This window comes from Bordetella sp. H567, from assembly GCF_001704295.1.
Classification (GTDB): domain Bacteria; phylum Pseudomonadota; class Gammaproteobacteria; order Burkholderiales; family Burkholderiaceae_B; genus Bordetella_C.
In genome coordinates, this window is the sequence record NZ_CP012334.1 from 386,786 (window position 1) to 406,639 (window position 19,854).

Below are 19,854 nucleotides of genomic sequence, written 5' to 3' on the forward strand. Positions count from 1 at the left end.
TCCCCGGATATCCGGGCGCCGGCCTGTCCACTTCCACCGAATTAATCGGAATGGCGCCATTCTGGCTGTTTTGTCTGGCCGAATAAATATCTATACTTGAACAACTCTATTCGGCGAGTTCGAACAATAATTTGTTCATAATGCCGTCACCCAGCATCCCTCGAGGTCTCTCCATGGATCGTTTTCAGGCCATGCAGGTATTCGTCAGGGTCGTCGACGCGAACAGCTTCACGCGCGCCGCGGATCACCTGGCGCTGCCCCGTACCACCGTCACCACCATCATTCAGAACCTGGAAAAGCTGCTGAATGTGCGTCTGTTGAACCGCACCACCCGGCGGCTCAGCCTGACGCCGGACGGCGCGGCGTACTACGAGCGCTGCGTGCGCATTCTGGCCGACGTGGAAGAAGCCGAGGCCGCGTTCATGGACGCGTCGCGGCGCCCGCGCGGCAAGCTGCGCATCGACACCCCCGCGGCGATCGGCCGGCTGATCCTGATCCCGGCGCTGTGCGAGTTCCACCAGCGCTATCCGGACATCGAACTGGTCATCGGCATGGGCGACCGCCCCGTCGACCTCGTACAGGAAGCCGTCGACTGCGTGATCCGCGTGGGCGAACTCAAGGATTCCAGCATGGTGGCGCGGCGCATCGGCGTGTTCGAGGGCATCACCTGCGCCGCCCCGGACTACATCGAGTCCCATGGGGAGCCGCAAGCGCTGGAAGATCTGGCCGACCACGCCGCCGTGCATTACTTCTCCAGTCGCACCGGGCGTGTCATCGACTGGGACTTCATGGTGGACGGCCAGGCGGTGGAAGTCAAAATGCGCGGTGTCGTATCCGTGAACGACGCGGACGCCTATATGGCGTGCGGGGTGCAGGGCTTCGGCCTGATCCAGCCGCCGCGGTACATGGCCTTGCCCTATCTGCAGACCGGTGCGCTGAAGGAAATCCTGCCCGCATGGAAGCCCAAGCCCATGCCGATCTCGGTCGTCTATCCGCACAACCGGCATCTGTCGCCCAAAGTACGCGCCTTCACGGACTGGGCCGCCGAAATCTTCAGCCGCTGCCCGCTGCTCAGCGGCCGGGGCGACGCGGTGGACAGCGAGTGCACCTGGGCCGGGCAGGAACGCATGAAAGCGGAAGCCGTGGTCAACCAGGCCCAGCGCGCCGCCCAGAAGGCCCGTGCCGAGCACATGGGCCGTGCGGGCCAGGCCGGCGTCGCGGCGCAGTCTTCCGCGGATGGCGCACAAGCCGAGCGCGTGGCCGCGCAAGCCGCCGCGGCCGCCGCTCACCGGCCCCAGCCTGGCGCGACGCCCGTGGCCAAGCGCGCGGCGGTGACGCCGTGATCGCTGGCGGCGCGGTGCCCGCGGGTCGCGCGCGTATGCCGGCGAGCCGGGCGTGGATGACGGCCCGGACCGCGGTGTCCTAGCGGGCAGGGCGCGCGGGTGAAAGGTTCCCGTCTGTCGCTGACGTCCCTGCGGATTTTCCTGGCCGCGGCGCGCTATCTGAACTTCAGCCGCGCGGCGGAACAGCTGCACCTGACCCAGAGCGCCGTCAGCAAGCATATCCAGGCCCTGGAAACGCGCCTGGGCGTCAGTCTGTTCAGGCGCACCGCCACCGGCTTGCGCCTGACGCATGCCGGCGCGCTGTACCTGGAACGCGTCAGCGCCGCCGTGCGCCTGCTGGACGAGGCCGATGCCGTGGTCGCCCGTCCCGACGCCCGGGTGGCGCTGAACATCGCGGTGTCCCCATCCTTCGCCCAGTTCTGCCTGATCCCCGGCCTGCGCGAATTCTTCGATGCGCACCCGGAAATCCGCATCAATCTGCGGCCGCGCCTGCTGGAAGGGCGCGACAAGGCCGAACGTTTCGACGCGGAAATCCAGTTGCACACCGGACACCGCAGCGGCATGAGCACCCAATACCTGTGCGGGCGCGAAATGGCGCTGGTCGGCGCGCCGTCCCTGTTCGCCCGCAACCCGGTGCACGACATGGATGACCTTGCCGGGGTGCCGCTGCTGAAGCGGGCCCAGCGCGGCTACGGGTGGGATGAATGGAAGGCGCACATGGCCCCCTCCTGGCCCGGCCCGGCCGCCACCGCGCCCGAATACGAAGGCTTTTCCGTGCTGATGCCGGCCGTGCTGAACGGCCTGGGCGTGGCCATCGCCCCGCTGTGCATGGTGGCGGACGCCTTGCAATCCGGCCAGCTGCGGCGCCCCTTCGGCGAATCGGTCGAAGGCCGGTACGCGTATTACCTGATGCGCCCGCGCCCCGACGTCGGCGGGCCCTATCTCGATGCCTGGTGCGAGTGGATCGCGGCCCGGGCCGTCGGCTTGAACGAAACCGTAGCCGCCCTGGCCTGAGCCACCCCGCGTGTGCTGGCGGCATTCCATTATGGAATACCGCATGCCCATACTTCCCTTGCGGGCGACCGGCCACATCCGCAAAATCCGAAGGTAACTTTTTATTGCCGCGGGGCATGATCATGAAATATTGGAATTCCCTCTTCGCGACTGTCGCCCTGGCGGCGGCCGTCGCGGCGCCGGCCTTGGCCGCCTATCCCGAGCAGCCCATCAAAGTGGTCGTTCCCTATACGGCCGGGGGCAGCTCCGACGTCATCGCCCGCGCGATCAGCGACGAACTGAGCACGGCGCTGGGGCAATCCGTCATTGTCGAGAACCGCGCCGGTGCCGGCTCCATGATCGGCACCTCCTACGTCGCCAACGAAAAGCCGGACGGCTACACGCTGCTGCTGGCCGACGTGCCGTTCACCATCGTGCCGGCACTGTATGGCGACCGCATCAAATACAACGCGCAGACGGGCTTCGCGCCGATATCCCTGCTGGGCCTGTCGCCCATGTACCTGTTCGTCAATCCCGCCTTCCCCGCCAAGACCGTCAAGGAGCTCATCGAGGCGGCGCGCGCCAAGCCGGGCACGATCTCCATCGGCTCGGGCGGCAACGGATCGCTCACGCACCTGATGGCGGCGCTGCTCATGCTCAACGCCAATATCAAGCTGGTACATATTCCCTACAAGGGTGCGTCGGCCTCCGTGAACGACCTCGCGGGCGGACAGATCGATGCCAGCTTCACCACCATGCCGACGGCGACCGCGCTTTTCCAGGGCGGCAAGATCCGTCCGATCGCCGTGTCGGCGCCGCAGCGGCAGAAGGAAGCCCCCGACGTGCCCACCTTCGACGAGGCCGGCGTTCCCAACATGGGCGTGCAAAGCTGGTGGGGCCTGGTCGCGCCCGCCGGCACCCCGCCAGCGGTGCAGGAGAAGCTCAGCGCCGCCATGGCGAAGGTCATGCAGTCGCCCAAGGTCCAGTCGCGCCTGAACAGCGTCGGGGTCAACCTGCCGCCCGATACCAGCGCCGCGGCCCTGAAGACGCTGCTGACCGCCGATTTCGCGCGGTGGCAGGATGTGGTCAAGCGCGCCAACATCACGTTCGAATAAGGACGCGCCCGCATGAACGCATGGCTGGACGACGCCGCGGCGGATGCCGCGCTGATGAATGATTTCCACGCAATCTGCGCTTTCGGCGGTCGCCTGTCCGGCAGCGGCCAGGATACCGCCGCGATCGCCTGGGCGCTGAGCCGCATGCGCCAGATCGGCGGCGAGGCCCAACGCGTGCAAGTGCCGTATGACGGCTGGCAGGCCGGCCCGGCGAACCTGGCGCTGGCCGGCCACGACCAGCCGCTGGCATGCCGTGCGCTGCTGCGATCCGCCTCGACGCCGCCAGGCGGCCTGGAAGGCGAACTGCTGGATCTGGGGGAAGGCCGCACCGAGGATTTCGAGCGCGCGGGCGACGCCGTGCGCGGCAAAATCGTGCTGGTGCGGCATGAATACCCCTTCTCGCCACGCCACATCCATCGCCGCCGGAAATACGACCTGGCGGTCGAGCGCGGCGCCACGGCCTTCCTGATCGCCAACCCAGTGCCCGGTGGCGGCCTGCTTTCCGGTTCCTCCGGGCGGCCGCGCGGCGGCGCCGGCATCCCGGCCGCCTACGTCGACCACGCCACGGGCATGGCCCTGGCCCGTGCCGCGGCCCGCGGTTCGGCGCGCGCCCATCTGCGCATCGAAGGCCGGGAAGACGAAAGCGCGATGGCCGACCTTGCCATCCTGGACATTCCGGGCGGCACGGACAGCCGTATCGTCATCAGCGCGCACATGGACGGCCACGACCTGGGGACGAGCGCCCTGGACAATGCCACCGGTGTCGCGGTGGCGCTGGCCGCCGCCCGTGCGCTGGCGCCGCGCTTATCCGCCCACACCCATGGGCTGCGCGTATGCCTGTTCACGGCGGAAGAATGGGCGTTGGCCGGTTCGCGGCGCTATCTCGCCGATATGGACCCGGTCCAGCGGCAGTCGCTGAAGCTCAACATCAACCTGGACACCGTCGGCGGCGATACGCGGCTGACGGCCCTGATCAGCGATTTCCCCGCATTGGCGGGCTTCGTTGCCGATGCCGGCGTGGATGCCGGCGTACCGGTATCGACCTACCTGCCCTTGATGCCGAATTCGGATCACGCCAATTTCGCCGCGCACGGCATTCCCGCATTGCGGCTGGTGGCCGGATTCGATCGGCCCGAATCGGCGGTCAACAACATCCTGTCGCCGGGGGATACCCAGGCGGTCGTGCAGGAAAGCGAACTGCGCACCGCCCTGCGGGCGACCTGCGCGATGGCCTGGCGCGGGCTTACCGCCACGCAAGAGACGCTGGATGCGCTGGCGCGCCGTTGATCGGATGGATTCGGCTGATATTCAGGGGTGAATCGGGCTGATAATCAGCCCATTCCTGCGGAGCGCGGCGGCCCAGTGCCTAGACTCGCGCCTTTCGCCGCTGGGCGGCAGACAGGAAGGAAGTCGAATGAACGCGATGGTCAGCCCCACATCCATAGATCTTCGGATGGTCCACACGGGGGCTGGCGGTCGGCCTCACCACCCGGCCGACGGGCGGGCAGAGACGCTGGCCGAGCCTTGCGACTGTCATGCCGCGATCGTGGCATTCGAAAGCGTCCCGGGGCCGCGCCGCAAGCGCGCGGCGTCGGACGACGACGTCATCGAATGCCTTGATGCCCCCGACCCTGAAACGGGACCGGCGACCATCGTGCAGCGAATCCCGGTCTGATCCGTTTCGGGAAGTTGCCCGATGGCCGCCGTCATGCGGGCGCCATGCCAGCCTGGTTACAGGTCCAGCTTCGTGACCTTCGTGCCCTGGATCGACAGATCCGCCATCAGGCCGGCGTTGGTCAGGAAGAACGCCACGACCGCCTGCTTGGCGGTATTGGTGTCCACCGCGCCATTCGCGCCGATCTTCGCCACGGCCACGGATGCATCCGCGCCCGCGCTCCAACCCTTGCTGTTGCGGAATTTGTTCAATTCATCCTGCGTCATGAACATGATGATGATCGCGCGCGATTGGGCGCCGGCCTGCCAGCCGATCGACCCGGACGTCATGCTGTAGTAGCCGTCGTTCGCATTGCCCACGCGCAGGGCGCCTTCGCCGTATTGCGCGCCCACTACGAAGCCGGCTTGCAGCACGCTCGGGAAGACCAGGATCCCCTTGGCGTTGTTGGCCATTTCGCGGGACCCCTTCACCGTAGAGTAGAGGCGGTTCAATGTCGCATCGACGCCGCTGTTGATTTCCTGGCGCTTGGTGCTCGGCGAGGCCGACGATTTGGGGCCGGTAGTGCTGCAAGCGGCCAGCGCCGTGGCCAGCATCAGGGCGGCCGGCAAAGTCACGAAATTTCGACGGTTCATTGCTTGTTCTCCCAGCGTTGTACGAGTGCAGCGGGCTCGGCCCGCATTGGTTTGAACGGCGGCGCAACTGCTCTGCCACGCGCTCCGAACCCATTATTCGCCACAACAATCCATACAACGGCGACATTCGCCTACCGATTGCAACTCAACGCGCGTACAGCTTCTCGACCGGGACGGGATGCGCCTTCCAGATACGCTCACAATACTCGCGGATCGCGCGGTCAGAGGAAAACTTTCCTGTGCGCGCCGTGTTCAATATCGACATCCGGGTCCACGCCTGAGTATCCCGATAGGCTTCGTCCACCCGCGTCTGGCAGGCGGCGTAGGAACTGTAGTCCGCCAGCAGCATGTAGGGGTCATGGTGCAGCAGGTCCTCGAGCAGGGGGGCGAACAGGGTACTGTCGCCGCGGGAAAAAAATCCGGATTGAATGAGATCGAGAACAGATCCCAGTTCCGGATCGCGGGCCAGGTAGTTCTGCGGCCGGTAGCCTTCCCGCCGCAGCGCGTACACCTCTTCGGCGGTGAGTCCGAACAAAAAGAACTGGTCTTCGCCCACTTCGTCGCGGATTTCGATATTGGCGCCGTCCATGGTGCCTATGGTCAAGGCGCCGTTCATCGCGAACTTCATATTGCCGGTGCCGGACGCTTCCTTGCCGGCCAGGGAAATCTGCTCCGACAATTCGGCGGCGGGATATACCCACTGCCCGAGCGTGACGCTGTAGTTCGGCAGGAACACCACCTTCAGGCGGTCGTGTACGTCCGGATCGTTGTTGATGACGTCGCCGATCGCGGTGATCAGCTTGATCATGAGCTTGGCGCGGGCATAGCCCGGTGCCGCCTTGCCGCCGAAGATGAAGGTGCGCGGCGCGATGTCCAGATTGCGTTGCGATTTGATCCGGTGATACAGGGCGGCGATGTGTAGGGCGGACAGGTGCTGCCGCTTATATTCGTGTATCCGCTTGACCTGCACGTCGAACATGGAATCGGGGTCCACGCGTATGCCCGTCTTGCGCAGGATCACCGACGCCAGGTCGACCTTGTTGGCGCGCTTGATGGCGCGCCACTCGCTGCCGAAGGCGGCATCGTCCGCGTACGGCTCGATGTCCGACACCCGCGACCAGTCCTTGATCCAGTCGTCGCCGATGCAGCGGCTGATCAGCTTGGTCAGGCGGGGATTGCTCAGGGCCACCCACCGCCGCGGCGTGACACCATTGGTCATGCTGTCGAATTTCTCCGGCCACATGGCGTAGAAGTCCTTCAGCAGGTCTCGTTTCAGCAGCTCGGAATGCAGGTTGGCCACCCCATTGATGGCGTGGCTGCCCACGCAGGCCAGATGCGCCATGCGGACATAGCGTTCTCCGGTTTCATCGATCAGGGACAACCGCGCGATGCGGGTCTCGTCGCCGAAGAAGTGTATGCGCGCCTCGTTCAGGAAGCGCGCGTTGATTTCGTAGATGATCTCAAGATGGCGCGGCAAGACCCGGCGGAACAAATCCAGGGGCCAGCGCTCCAGCGCTTCCGGCAGCAGGGTGTGATTGGTATAGGCGAAGGTCTGGCGCGTGATGTCCCACGCGCGCTCCCAGGGAACGAGATGTTCGTCCACCAGCAGCCGCATCAGTTCGGCCACGCCGATGGCCGGGTGCGTATCGTTCAACTGGATGGCGAACGACTTGTGGAACGACGTCACCGATTGGCCGCGCTGCCGTTGCAGGCGCAACATGTCCTGCAACGAGCACGAGACGAAAAAGTACTGTTGCTCCAGCCGCAATTCCTTGCCCTGGCGGCTTTCGTCATTGGGATACAGCACCTTGCTCAGGTTTTCCGAGGTGACCTTCTTGCTGACCGCGCCCATGTAGTCGCCGCGGTTGAAGACGTGGAAGTCAAAGGCCTCGGTCGCTTCCGCGCGCCATAGCCGCAGCGTATTGGTCGTGCCGACCCGGTAGCCCGGGATAGGGGTATCGAACGGCACGCCGGCAACCGTTTTCTCGGGCACCCAGCGCACCCGAAAGCGCCCGTTGTCGTCCGTGTATTGCTCGGTGTGTCCGCCCAGTTTGACCTGGACGGCCCACTCCGCGTGCTGGATTTCCCACGGGTTGCCGTAGCGCAGCCAGGCATCGGTATTCTCGACTTGCCAGCCATCCATGATGGTCTGGTAGAAGATCCCGTATTCATAGCGGATCCCGTAGCCGATGGCGGGAACTTCCAGCGTGGCAAGCGATTCGATGAAGCAGGCCGCCAGTCGTCCCAGGCCGCCGTTGCCCAGGCCCGGTTCTTCCTCCTGGCGCAACAGTTCGTCCAGGTCCAGCCCCAGCTCGCTCATGGCCAGCCGGATTTCGTGCGAGATGCCCAAACTGAGCAAGTTATGGCCCAGATAAGGGCCCATCAGGAACTCCGCCGACAGATACGCCACTGTACGGGGATTACGTTTCTGATAGGTAGCGGCGGTATCGAACCATGACGGCACGAGACGATCACGCACGGTATGCGCGAGCGACTGGTATAGGTCGTTCTTGGAGGCAATATCCAGTGATTTGCCCTGGGTATATAGAAGGTGGTCCAGAAAAGCCCGTTTCAGGGATTCGCGGGAGAGCGACGACCGGTCATGTTCCAGGCGCGCCCCTGCCGGGGAGGAGATGTTCGCGGCACCGGCGGCGTTGACGCCTGCGGCAATGGTGGCGTTGGCGTGATCGTTCAAGATGGCTTCCCTGGGGTCGATCGAGGTCAACAAAAATCCTAATCCAAAAGAATGGCCATTGAAAGGTTACGGGCTGAACATTCGGCAACAAGGTTCAAGCAAGATCTCACTCGGCCGCCCGTAAGTTTTCCCACACGCGCCAAAGCCCGCATGGCAGTTCGTCGCGACGCGCACCTATTTCGCCGCCCGCTTGCCGTCACTAGACTCGAACACACCGCCTCGTAGCTCGCCGCCGGGCGGTCTTTCCGCCCACGTCACGTCTTCCCTTCGCCTCGTGCGATGACTTACAGGTAATAAAGCCATGGCTGCCATCAACGGCTCAAGCGCCCCAGTAACGATCCACCAGGGTGGCGCCGCGGACCGCATGCGTGCCGCGGATCCCGCGAAGCGTCCCTTCCTGAAGCGCGTCGGCACCCGCAAGCGCCTTGGGGCGATCCAGCAGGCGAACCTGGAAAGCATGGCCCAGTCGTATACGGGCGCACCGGACAACAGTCCCGGCCGCGCCGGGTCCAGCTCGCGCAAATCCGCCTACAAGCTCCGCAGACAGCTCTATTCGCTGCTGGACATGCTGGCGGCAGGGCAGGACCGGGGACTGCCCCAGCCCAGGGATGCGCTGCATATGCTCCTGGGAATCGTCGCGACGCAGAAGTTCGGCGCGTCGTGGGAGCGCACCGCGCAACCGTTCGTCGATGCGTACTTCAACGACGCTCCGCGCGAGAACATACTGCTGGTGCTGAATCGCCTTAACGACCTGGCGGCCGCGGAATCGCTGTGGGCGCAGATGCCCGACACCAATCGCCAGGACGTGCAGGGCGTCATGGCCGCCTTGAAGCGCTCCGCCATGCGGGAGCTGGCCGGTCGCGGCATAGGGCTGCCCTTGCACATGCTGGCGGGATCCCTGGCGGAGCGCCAACCCGACTCCCGGCTGATCGCCAAGGCTTGGTTCCAGCTGGAAGAGGGCGTGCGCGAAGCGGCATACAAAGAGCGCGTGCCGCCCATCGATTACCTGCAAGCGGGGTTGGAGCGCCTGCCGTCCGCCTCGACGCGGGTCCTGTCGGCCGTATTGGCGAACCGGGTGCCCGCCCACGCGCGCATGGCACGCCATATCCTGGACAACGCGATAGAGCATACGCCCCGCGATCCCGCCATCGAGGACGGGCGCGAACGCCTGCAAACCTATATGGTTTCCGAAGCCGTGCGTTTGCATGTCGTCTCCTGCATGGAACGCAAGATCGCCGAAGCCGTCTCCCGGTTCGAGAACGCGGTGCGGCCCGGCGTCCGCACCGCCGAGGTCGCGAACCGCGAGTGGCACGATATCCGGCGCATGCTGGACACGCTGGGGTGGATCTATCTGCAAAGCGACCGGCACGATGCCTCGGACGAACGCGTCATGGTCGACGCCGCGGCGGAACTCCACTTCGCCTGCGCGGTCATGCTCATGCCTCACCCCACGGCGGCGGCTTTCCTGGAACGTCTGGATACAGAGCGGCTGCTGGCGATGCATGCCCACCAGCACGAGTGGAGCGACGAACAGCGCGTGCATTTGGCAGCGCCGCTGCAACAGGCCTGCGAGGCGCGATTTAGCGCTTTGCGGGATACCGTTGAAGCGGCCCGTTCCGACGTGGAAACCGTAACGGGCCAGGACCGGCGCATTGCCACCGCGCACGCCCTCCTGGCCCTGAGCGACGCCTTGGCCGCCTGCGAACGTTTTGCGCGCCGCAGCGGCAACCCGCGCGGCTGGCGCGAAGACCCGCGCGTCGACGCCGCCATTCAGCGCGCGGCCGGCAGCCTGCGCATGCCCGGCGAACCGGGCAATGTGCTCGGGCAGCCGTCGCTGCGTGCCCTGGGCGATGAAGCCTTCGGGCAGCTGCGGCAAATCGATGCTCCCCAGGTGGCGGCGGCCCTGGCACTGGACCTTGCCGCCGTGGCCGCGGAGATCCGGCGGCGTCTCCTTCACCTCGACATGGAAGTGGATGCACGGCTTGCCCAAATGGCGTCTTTATTGCGTAGCCCTGGGCTGGCGCCGCGTCCCTTCGTCGCCGCCATCGCCTCGGTCGCGCTGGCGGAGATGTCGCGCTGCGAGTCGATGGCGGCGTTTCGGGACGGGGCCGTCGAACACGGTGTGCATGCGGCATCGTCCGCGCTCAACCGCCAGATCGCGATGATGTTGTATCGCAAGGATGGCGCGATGCCGATGCAATGGACGGAAGCCCGGCGCCACATCGGCGGCCTGCTCGATGCGCTGCGGCGCATACGCATGGCGGGCCGTGATGACGGCACGGACGCAGAACACTGGCATCGCGTGACGCTGGCGCCGCTGGACACGGCGATAGCGGTACTGTGCGCGCTTGGCCGCCATTTCGGCGTCCAGCCCCCGGATGCGGCGAATGCCGACGTATTCCCGGCCGCGACGGATCCCTACTGGAATCCGGGTTGTCTCGCCGAAATCGCTCCGTTCTTCGGCCTGCGATACGAGCCCTCGCTGCGCATGGCCGTGCCGCTGTGCGGCTCCATGCACCGCGCACGGCTGCTGGCCGCGCTGGGCATGAGGATGGCCCAGCCCGATTCCTCCGCCACGCAAGCGGGCGTGGCGAGGGTCGACGGGCAATCCCAACTTGTCCAGATCGACAAGTCCTTTCACGATGCCGCGCACCGGCGCGGCGAACTTTCCCTGACCGTGCATGGCCCGGCATCGCGTGCCACCCTTGCGCCGCGTTCCGCCGCCGCCGGGAGCGAATTGGTGGGGCAATCGCCATGGTCACTGGAGGGCGAACTCGGCAAGCTGGGCGCGTTCGGCCAGGGGGCGGACCTGGCATTGACCCGGCTGATGTCAGCGATGGCGCAGGGCGCCGCCGATTTTGTTCGCGATGCGCGCGAACTGCCCCAGGCATGGCGGTGGTCGTCCATGCTGGAGCCGCAGGCCGTACGGCATATCCATTTCGGCGTGAACGAAATGCCGCAGGGTGGCTATCGGGTGGATGTCTCGGCCTGCCTAGAAACCGGTCGGGCGGATATGGAAGTCCAGCTGAACTTCGCCATGCGCGTGAACGCGACAGCCGGTCGGGTAACCGGTCTGATAGTGCCCCCAGAGGCCCGCTTGCTGCCCGCGGAGGCGGCCGCTTCCGGAAACATCGCCGCAGCAGGGGTTACTACGGGTGGGTTCGCAGCTGCCAAGGCGCCCGGCGATGGCAGGACGCTGGTCGCCGCCGCAGCCGCCTGACACATCGTTTCAATCCCTATCGCGGAACCCAATTCATGACGCTTGCAGCCACCGGCGCTTCCAGTCGCACTCCAGAGCTCGTCGAGCCCGTCTCGACTGTCAAGACGGAAAAAGACACCTACGTCGCGAAAGTCAGCAAGCCCAGAGCCTCCTTCCGGCGCCGCTTTACCTTGGACCAACGGGGCGGCGCCACACGCAGAATGGTGGACACAAAGAACCCCGGTACGGCGCGCCATTCGTCGGCTGTGGCGGCACGCAAGGCGACCGCGGAATCCGCCGCCGCGCAGCTGGGGGACGCGCGAGCATACGCAGACGGCGGGCAAGCAAGTGACGGACGTCCGCGCGAAGGCCAGCTTGGTTACCCGGCAGGCCCGCATGGCGTCGTTATGCCAACGGCGCAATCCGGTGCAACTGCCGCGGGTTTGCCGCCCGCCGCGCCGTTCTCCACCGATGTTTCCCTGTCATCCGATACCCGGCCGCAACGTGCGGTCCAACAAGGCCCCATCCCCGGCGTGTCCGCCCCGAGCGGCGGCGGCGCAGCCACGCCCTTGCGGCGCGCGGCCGCCCGCTTCGTGGACGCTTTCCATGGCCTTCGTACCTGGATCCACGACGGCGTCGGCGGCACGGGGCAGCGGTCCCGGCCAGCCCGCATACAGATCTCCGGGCCCATACAGATTTCAGATCCCATTCCTGATGCAAGCGGCGGCGCCGGCAGCAAATTCGCCCCGGCGCGTTCATCCGAGTTGCCCACCTACAAGTCGGCGGACCTGATAGCGGGTGTCGCCGACCTGCTCCGCAAGGACAAGCTGCTGGATACCATGGTCCGCTTTTCGGGTGCGGACATCACCTACGAGAAGCTGCTCTACCTGCTCGAACAGCGGTGGTATCGCATCCGGGTCGACGAGGCCGGGCTAGGCTTCGACGCGCCCTTGGGCGGAACGGCCGATTCCCTGGCCCGGCGTCTGGTGAGCACGCTGCGCAGCTATGAAGACCCATGGCGCATCCTGGCTTCGGTGCACGACCTCGCGGTCAAGCATCCGGAACTCCTCGTGGCCCGCGAGCGGTACCTCGCCTACCGCGGCGAGCACTATCCGGATTTCGCCGCAATACTCGAGCGCTTGGGTGCGGTGTCGGCCGATGCGCCCGTGGACGCGATCAAGGCCAATATCGCGGCCAAGCGCGCCGAGAGCGAAGCGCAGGGGATTCCGTTCGACGTGGACGCTTATATCCTGGACAACCCGCTCGATCCCCAAGCCCCGCATCCCGTGACGGCCGGGCAGCTCAGCAAGGACCTGCAGAGACTCCAGCAATGCACGCCCGACATGGCCCGCTTCATCGAGCAAGTGGACTTGGCGGATTGTTTGCGGGAGTACCGGCTCCGGGAGGCGGCCGGCATGTCGGTCAGCCAATCGTAGCCCCGCGCGGTACCTGTTTCGAACCGGGCCGCTCATGAGCGGCTGCTAAACTCTGCGCAGTTTCCAGCGAGCGCGCCTTGGTTCGAGTACTTCACACATCAGATTGGCAGATCGGCAAGCTGTTCGGCCAGTTCGACGCGGACGACGCCGCCATCCTGGCGGATGCCCGTTTCCAGGTGGTCGAGCGCCTGGCGGATGCCGCTGCCGCGCATCGCGTGGACATGGTGCTGGTGGCGGGTGACGTCTTCGACGCACAAACCGTCACCGACCGCACCGTCCATCGCCTTTTCAACGCCATGGGCGGCTACGGCGGGCCATGGGTACTCATACCCGGCAACCATGATGCCGCCTTGAGCGAATCCGTCTGGACCCGCGCCGCGCGGCTGAACGCGATCCCGCGGCATGTGCATGTTTGCCTGGCGCCGCAACCGCTTGTTCTGCGGGAACAGGGCGTGGCCATCCTGCCCGCCCCCCTGACCCAGCGCAACACCTACACCGATCTGACGGAATGGTTCGCCGGCGCGGATACCGCGCCTGGCCTGCTGCGTATCGGCATGGCGCATGGCAGCGTGCAGGGCATCCTGGCCGAAGACATAGACTCGCCCAATCCCATCGGCACTGGCCGGGCACGGCAGGCCCGTCTGGATTACCTGGCGCTCGGGGATTGGCACGGATCCCGGCAGATCGACGATAGAACCTGGTATAGCGGTACGCCCGAAACCGATCGCTTTCGGGGCAATACGTCGGGCCAGGCCCTGCTGGTGGAATTGGAAGGGCCCGGCGCCGCGCCGGCCGTCACGCCGCTGGCTACCGGTGCCTACCGCTGGCGGACGGAAAGCCTGCGGATGCAGGTTCCCAGCGATATCGAACATGCCGTGCTGCGGCTGGAATCCTTGGGCGCCAAGGATGTCGTACAGCTGGATTGCGCCGGACAAGTGGATCTGGACGGCTACCGGCGGTTGCAGCGGGCCATCGGGCAGGCGCGTGGCGCCACCCGTGCGCTGCTTGCCGATTTGTCCGCGCTGACGCTGCGGCCCACCGACCACGACATCGAAGGGTTGCAGGCGGACGGCTATCTGGGCGAGGTCATCGCGGCCTTGCGTGGCCGGCAGGACGGCCCGGACAGCCAGATCGCACGGGATGCGCTGGCGTTGCTGGCGGGCATCCTGGACCGGCGCGCGGGGCTGCAGGATGCCGCGGCCCAGCCCGTTCCCGCGGAAGGCACGCCTTGAAGCTCACCCACATCCGCGTCGAGCAATTCCGGCAATTCCGCGAGGCCATCGAGATCGGTGACCTGCAGGATGGCATCAATCTGTTCTCGGGACCCAACGAGGCGGGAAAGAGCACCCTCGTTGCCGCGATCCGGGCGGCATTTTTTGAACGCTTCCGTTCCAGCGCCGCCGAAGACTTCCGGCCGTGGGACGAGCCCTCGGCTTCGCCCGCGGTGACGATCGCCTTCGAACATGCCGGGCAGCAATATCAGCTGATGAAGCGCTTCCTGGGCCGCAAACGTTGCGAGCTTCATGTGGGCGCACGCCTGCTCGACGGCGCGGAGGCCGAAGAAGCCCTCGCCGTGCTGCTGGGTTTCCAGCACGCGGGCAAAGGCGCCAGCAAGGCGGAACACTGGGGCATCCCCGGACTTCTCTGGATACAACAGGGCAGTGGGCAGGATATCCGCGAGCCCGTCGCGCATGCGACGGGCCACCTTCGCACGGCGCTCGATGCGTCGCTGGGCGAGGTCGCGAGCACGCAAGGCGACGATGTCATCGCGGAAGTCCAGGCGGCGCGCGATGCCTTGCTGACGCCTTCCACGGGCAAGCCCAAGGGCGTCTACGCGACGGCGCTGGAAAAAACGGCGGAGCTGCAATCCGTGCTGGCGGGCTTGCAGGCCGAGATTGCCGAATATCGCCACAAGGTCGACCAATTGGCGGCGCTGCGCCGCGAGCATCAGGAGGATGCCGCGCAACAGCCCTGGGCGGTGTTTCGCGCACAGGAAAAAGCGGCGGCCGAAACCCTGCGCGAGATCCAGGGATTGCAGGACGCGCTGGCCATGGAACGTACCCAGGCAGGGCGGTGGGAAAGCAGTGCGGAGCTGGCGCGTAGTCGCCTGGAAGCGCATGCGGCGGAAGAACGCGCGGTTCTTGCCCGGCAGGAGGCCTTCGAAAGGGCAACGGCCGCCCACGCTGCCGCGGTGGCGTCGGTGGATCCCTGGCGCCTGCAGTTGGAGCAAGCCGAGTCTGCCCTGGCGAGCGCGCGCCGACAGCTGCACGACGCCCGCCAGGAGGAAGCGCGGCAGCGATGGGCGCACGAGCGCGCCGCCACGCAGGCCATGCTGAATGCCGCAACACAGGCGCTGGCCCGGGCGGAGGCTGAACAGGCGCGTCTGATCGAACACAGGCGTCAGGCGTCGGCCTGCCGGATCGACGAAAAAGACGTCCAGCGCTTGCGTGAAGCCGATCTTGCCCTGCGGGAGCTGGAGCTTCGCCGCGGCGGCGTGGCGACCCGGCTGCGCTACCGGCTGAACGGCCAGGCACGGATCGACGTGGGCGGTGAAGTTGTCGGCGGAGCCGGCGAACGCCAGCTGATCGCCCCGACCATCCTGGGCCTGCCGGGCCTGGGCGAGCTCGAAATCATCCCGGGCGGCGCCGACCTGGCGGCACTGCGGCGCGAGCAGGACGAATGGATGGCGCGACGCCATGATTTGCTCCAGGGCGCCGGTGTTGCCAGCCTGCAGGACGCGGAAGCGCGGCTAGTCGCGCACGCCAGGCATCTGGCCGAAGCGCGTAATGCCGAGGCCACGCTGAAGGGGCTGGCCCCGCGCGGCATCGAGGCATTGCGCGCGGAACTGGCGGACGCCCAGGCACGCATCGTAGATATGGACGCGGCCGCGGCCCGGGGTGTGGTGGCGGAAGATGGCCGGACGCGGCTTTCCGTGCCGGACGCCGAAGCAGCGGCCGCGGCGGCGGAAGATGCCGTACGGCGAGCCACCGAAGGCTGGCATGCGGCGCAATTGGCCGAAGGCCATGCCCGGGCGCGGGCCGAGGCCGCGGGACGGGAACGGGATACCGCGCGCGCCGCCATGGATACCGAGGGACGCGCCGGCAGGGTGGCGGAGACGGAGCGTGAACTGGCGCACGCCAGCGCCGAACGCCACGCCGCCCTGGCTCGGGCGCAAGCCCTGGAACGCCAGGTGGCGCAGTCGCGTCCGGACATCCTCAGACAGGACATCGAACGTTTCCGCCGCAGCGCCGAGCAACACGAAAAGCGCCATAACGACCGGCGTGATGCCTTGTTCCGGCTGGAAGCGGAACTGCAAGTGGCCGGCGCCCAAGGCCTGGATGAGCGGGTGGCCGAGGTATCGCGCGACCTGGCGCAGGCGCAGCGGCAGGCCGCGGAACTGGAACAACGGGCGCGCACGCTGGATTATCTGCTGGACTTGCTGCGCGACAAGCGCGATACGCTGACGCGGCGGCTGCAGGCACCGCTGCGCCTGCGCCTGCAGCATTATGTCGACCTGCTTTTTCCGCAGGCGCGCATCGATATCGATGAAGACCTGATGCTGGGCGCGTTGACGCGCCCGGGCCGCGCGGGAGTCGAAACCAGTGCTTTCGACGCCCTGAGTTTCGGGGCGCGGGAACAGATGGGCGTCATCGCGCGTCTGGCCTATGCGGATCTGTTGCGCGACGCGGGGCGGCCCACCTTGATCATCCTGGACGATGCCCTGGTCCACAGCGACGATGTCCGCCTCGCGCAGATGAAGCGTGTGCTCTACGACGCGGGAACGCGGCATCAGATCCTGCTCTTTACCTGCCATCCGGCGGACTGGCGCGACATCGGGGTGGCGCCTCGTCCGCTGGACGGCGCGTTGCCCTGACGGGAAACGGAGCGGTATCGGACATCGCCCCGGCTTGTAGGAAGTTACGTATCTACGCCGTGGCGTTACGGGGAGGCGTCCGGGTTCGCGGTAAACTGCCTCCATCCCGATATATTGGGGCCGAACCCCCGGGGAGCCCTATCCGGTTCCCGGTAGTTGCGTCGCCCACCTGCCGGCGCGATACGGTGTCATCGCTTCATGTCGCCGTATTGCGACAGAAAGTGGTGTTAAACGTCACATACAGTTACACTAATACAGGCAAACTCCTAAAATCATTCATGACGGAACTGCGGCTCCCTTTGGAATAGTAGGACTATGCCCATACCATCCGGCGACATGCCCCCGTACGACAAGGCCCGAGCGCTCAGCGACTTGCGCGGCGCCGGCCGTGTCGCGCTGCTGATGGCGCCCCGGCTTGGCGACACCCTGCTCATGATGACGCTGGCCCAGAACCTGGCCGTGCATGGGCGGCAGGTGACGGTGTTTGGCGACTATGTCCATGCGCTACGCGAATGGTTTCCGACCATGGACGTGCGGCCGTCCTTGCCTCAAGCCCAAGCCCGCGACACGCTGGCCGCCTTCGACTGCGTCGGCCAGATGCACATCGGCTGGCCGTATACCCTGCACGATTGCCACGACCGCTATTTTTATTACGACGCCCATGTGGTCGTGACCGGGCGTGGCTTCGTCAAGCTGTTCCAGATCCGCGATTTCTGCCGGGATGAGCTGTCCTTGCCTGGCGCCACCACGGACAACGCCCTGCAGCCGCTGAATCGGGCCGCGCATCGGTCCAGCCCCGGACGCATCGTTCTGCATCCCACCTCGACGGAGGCGCTGCGCTGTTGGGCGCCGCAGCACTTCGAGGCGCTGGGCTTGCGGCTGCTCAAAGACGGATACGAACCCAATTTCCTGGTGGCGCCACACGAGCGCGCGGAGTGGACCTTCCTGCGGGATGCCGGCCTGAAGGTACCGGAACTGGCATCGCTCTCGGACGTCGCGACGCTGATCCATGCATCCGGGTGGTTCATCGGCAATGAATCCGGCCTTGGACACCTGGCGTCCAACCTCGGTGTGCCCACGTTGTCGGTTACCGGGCGTCCTACCCGGACCAAGGCGTGGCGTCCGGCCTGGGCGACCTCGCGCATCGTCTATCCCGCCTATATCCCCGGCGGCCGCTGGCGCGATCGCCTTTGGCGGCACTGGCTGTCTCCGCGCAGCGTCATGTGGGCATTCCGCCGCCTGCAGCAGGACGATCGCCGCAATCCCGTCGTGCCTCCGTGGACCGCCGCGTGACGTCGCGGTCCGGCTGTTTGACCCATTCCACCCGCAAGTGGCAAGCTTGCGTCGCACCACCGAGGCAGCCCGAATCATGCATGGGGTGTACGAATCGGTATTGCCCCCATTTCGTGATTTGAGTTTATGCCTCCGTTATATTTCCGTTCGGCCGCGATACTCGCGCTCCTGGTCCCCGCGTGTGCCTTGACCAGCGCCGCGGCGGGACCCACGCTGCTCTACGTGGCCGGCCTGCTGGCCATCGTCGCCATCGTCCACAATAGCGCGCGGCGCTTCGAGCCGGCGGACTGGCGGTCCCTGATGCCCGTGATGATCGCCTTATGCGCGCCGCTGGCTTCGGTGCTCTTGACTACCGCCATCGTGAATGGCGCCTGGAGCGCCTCCGAATTCGAAAAGTTCTTTCGTTTCGCGCTGGCCTGTCCGATCTGCTGGCTGCTGCTGCGGGCGCCCGCGCGGTGGTTGCAGCAGGTGCAATGGAGCCTGCTCTTCAGCGCCTTGGCCGGCTCCATCATGCTGGTGGTCATCATGCACGCTGTCGGATTGGGCCGAGGCACCGTCAGCGATTTCGGCGGCAGGTACAACGCCGTGGCGTTCGCCGATCTGACCCTGTTCTTCGGCCTCGCGTCGCTGTTGACGCTGCCGTGGACGCTGAGCCGATGGCCCCGTCTGGAACGGTGGCTGAAGATCGTCGCCGCTGCGTTGGCGCTGTATGCCACCTGGCTGTCGCAGACGCGCAGCAGCTGGATGCTGCTTCCGGTATTCGGTCTGGTGGTGCTGCTGTCCCGCGCCCATTGGTCGCGCAAGACCAAGGGGCTTTTCGTTGCCGGTGTCGTCGTCGTTCTGGCGGCAGGCTCGCTCGTACTGTGGGAGTCGCACAGCAGCCGCATGCAGGAAGTCGCCTCGGACGTGGAAGCGTACATGCATGATGCGGACCGGGACACGTCGGTCGGCATCCGCATGCAGCTGTGGCACGCGTCCTGGCTGATGTTCCTGGACCATCCCGTGATCGGAACCGGCGCCCGCAACTTCCGCGCAAACCTGGCCGAGCTGCGCGACCGCGGCATCGTGACGCCGCTGGTGGCGAGCGATTACGGCGAGCCGCATAACGACCTGATCGCCGCCATGGCGGGCTATGGCGCCGTGGGCCTGCTGGCGATGCTCTGCCTGTATCTCTTGCCTGCCGCGGTGTTCTATCGCCGCTTGTTTTCGCCGGATCCCGTGATCCAGGTAGGCGCTCAGATTGGTCTGCTGTTTTGTCTGGGCTATACGGTATTCAGTCTTACCGAGATGATGTTCCGCAACATGCGTAGCGTCCCCATCTATGGCGTCACGATGGTCCTGCTGTTTGCATTGACCTCCGTGCGACGCCCGCATCCCGTCGTCACCCGGCCGGATGCCGTGCCGCAGGCAAGCACCTGAGGGCTTTTTCAACGGTGTTTCCTTACGCTGCCTGGGCATGGCACGTCCAAGGGGCGTACATGCCGCAGGTGCCGCCAGGATCTACACCGGCGTCCGGCCACGTCCGGCGCACCGCCTCCGTTTGCGCAGGCATTGAACGTCTTATGCCCAGTCGACAGCGCTTTTAGTTTCGTCCGATTC

The 19,854-nt window shown here is 66.1% G+C and carries 13 protein-coding genes; 11 read left to right on the top strand and 2 right to left on the bottom strand.

Annotated elements, in window-relative coordinates:
• Positions 1-173: 173 nt before the first annotated feature.
• From AKI39_RS01745 to AKI39_RS01765, 5 genes are all read left to right on the top strand, one after another.
• Complete coding sequence (locus AKI39_RS01745) at positions 174-1,343, top strand: LysR family transcriptional regulator (RefSeq protein ID WP_083228573.1); 1,170 nt, start codon at positions 174-176, stop codon at positions 1,341-1,343.
• Positions 1,344-1,442: 99 nt separating this feature from the next.
• Positions 1,443-2,357, top strand: a complete 915-nt coding sequence (locus AKI39_RS01750) for a LysR substrate-binding domain-containing protein (protein ID WP_066631868.1) — start codon at positions 1,443-1,445, stop codon at positions 2,355-2,357.
• Positions 2,358-2,479: 122 nt separating this feature from the next.
• Positions 2,480-3,451 (top strand): Bug family tripartite tricarboxylate transporter substrate binding protein, encoded by a 972-nt coding sequence (locus AKI39_RS01755; protein WP_158515140.1) that lies wholly within the window; start codon positions 2,480-2,482, stop codon positions 3,449-3,451.
• Between the two features lie 12 nt (positions 3,452-3,463).
• Complete coding sequence (locus AKI39_RS01760; protein WP_066631873.1) at positions 3,464-4,738, top strand: M28 family peptidase; 1,275 nt, start codon at positions 3,464-3,466, stop codon at positions 4,736-4,738.
• A 127-nt stretch (positions 4,739-4,865) separates the two neighbouring features.
• The gene (locus AKI39_RS01765; RefSeq protein WP_066631875.1) at positions 4,866-5,126 is read left to right on the top strand and encodes a hypothetical protein; all 261 of its coding nucleotides are present in this window, start codon (positions 4,866-4,868) and stop codon (positions 5,124-5,126) included.
• Positions 5,127-5,182: 56 nt separating this feature from the next.
• Here AKI39_RS01765 and AKI39_RS01770 read toward each other — a convergent pair whose 3' ends face one another.
• Complete coding sequence (locus AKI39_RS01770) at positions 5,183-5,758, bottom strand: BPSL1445 family SYLF domain-containing lipoprotein (protein WP_066631877.1); 576 nt, start codon at positions 5,756-5,758, stop codon at positions 5,183-5,185.
• 145 nt (positions 5,759-5,903) lie between these two features.
• Entirely contained in the window at positions 5,904-8,369 is a 2,466-nt protein-coding gene (locus AKI39_RS01775; RefSeq protein ID WP_443103566.1) for a glycogen/starch/alpha-glucan phosphorylase, read from the bottom strand.
• A 385-nt stretch (positions 8,370-8,754) separates the two neighbouring features.
• Here AKI39_RS01775 and AKI39_RS01780 point away from each other — a divergent pair, with 385 nt between their 5' ends.
• From AKI39_RS01780 to AKI39_RS01805, 6 genes are all read left to right on the top strand, one after another.
• Complete coding sequence (locus AKI39_RS01780; RefSeq protein ID WP_145925169.1) at positions 8,755-11,673, top strand: hypothetical protein; 2,919 nt, start codon at positions 8,755-8,757, stop codon at positions 11,671-11,673.
• A 35-nt stretch (positions 11,674-11,708) separates the two neighbouring features.
• A complete protein-coding gene (locus AKI39_RS01785) occupies positions 11,709-13,088 on the top strand; it encodes a hypothetical protein (protein ID WP_145925170.1) in 1,380 nt (459 codons plus the stop codon).
• Between the two features lie 77 nt (positions 13,089-13,165).
• Complete coding sequence (locus AKI39_RS01790; protein ID WP_066631885.1) at positions 13,166-14,320, top strand: metallophosphoesterase family protein; 1,155 nt, start codon at positions 13,166-13,168, stop codon at positions 14,318-14,320.
• On the top strand, positions 14,317-16,962 hold the full coding sequence (locus AKI39_RS01795; protein WP_066631887.1) for an AAA family ATPase: 2,646 nt from the start codon (positions 14,317-14,319) through the stop codon (positions 16,960-16,962). The genes AKI39_RS01790 and AKI39_RS01795 overlap by 4 nt, the downstream gene beginning before the upstream one ends.
• 315 nt (positions 16,963-17,277) lie before the next feature.
• Positions 17,278-18,255: a glycosyltransferase family 9 protein gene (locus tag AKI39_RS01800; RefSeq protein ID WP_066631888.1), complete on the top strand. Its 978-nt coding sequence runs from the start codon at positions 17,278-17,280 to the stop codon at positions 18,253-18,255.
• A 126-nt stretch (positions 18,256-18,381) separates the two neighbouring features.
• The gene (locus tag AKI39_RS01805; protein WP_066631890.1) at positions 18,382-19,674 is read left to right on the top strand and encodes an O-antigen ligase family protein; all 1,293 of its coding nucleotides are present in this window, start codon (positions 18,382-18,384) and stop codon (positions 19,672-19,674) included.
• Positions 19,675-19,854 lie beyond the last annotated feature (180 nt).

Excerpts from the sequence above, each read along its gene's own strand:
- AKI39_RS01745 (WP_083228573.1), top strand. The coding sequence starts at position 174 with ATGGATCGTTTTCAGGCCATGCAGGTATTCGTCAGGGTCGTCGACGCG.
- AKI39_RS01755 (WP_158515140.1), top strand. The coding sequence starts at position 2,480 with ATGAAATATTGGAATTCCCTCTTCGCGACTGTCGCCCTGGCGGCGGCC.
- AKI39_RS01760 (WP_066631873.1), top strand. The coding sequence starts at position 3,464 with ATGAACGCATGGCTGGACGACGCCGCGGCGGATGCCGCGCTGATGAAT.
- AKI39_RS01765 (WP_066631875.1), top strand. The coding sequence starts at position 4,866 with ATGAACGCGATGGTCAGCCCCACATCCATAGATCTTCGGATGGTCCAC.
- AKI39_RS01770 (WP_066631877.1), bottom strand. The coding sequence starts at position 5,758 with ATGAACCGTCGAAATTTCGTGACTTTGCCGGCCGCCCTGATGCTGGCC.
- AKI39_RS01780 (WP_145925169.1), top strand. The coding sequence starts at position 8,755 with ATGGCTGCCATCAACGGCTCAAGCGCCCCAGTAACGATCCACCAGGGT.
- AKI39_RS01785 (WP_145925170.1), top strand. The coding sequence starts at position 11,709 with ATGACGCTTGCAGCCACCGGCGCTTCCAGTCGCACTCCAGAGCTCGTC.
- AKI39_RS01800 (WP_066631888.1), top strand. The coding sequence starts at position 17,278 with ATGCCCATACCATCCGGCGACATGCCCCCGTACGACAAGGCCCGAGCG.
- AKI39_RS01805 (WP_066631890.1), top strand. The coding sequence starts at position 18,382 with ATGCCTCCGTTATATTTCCGTTCGGCCGCGATACTCGCGCTCCTGGTC.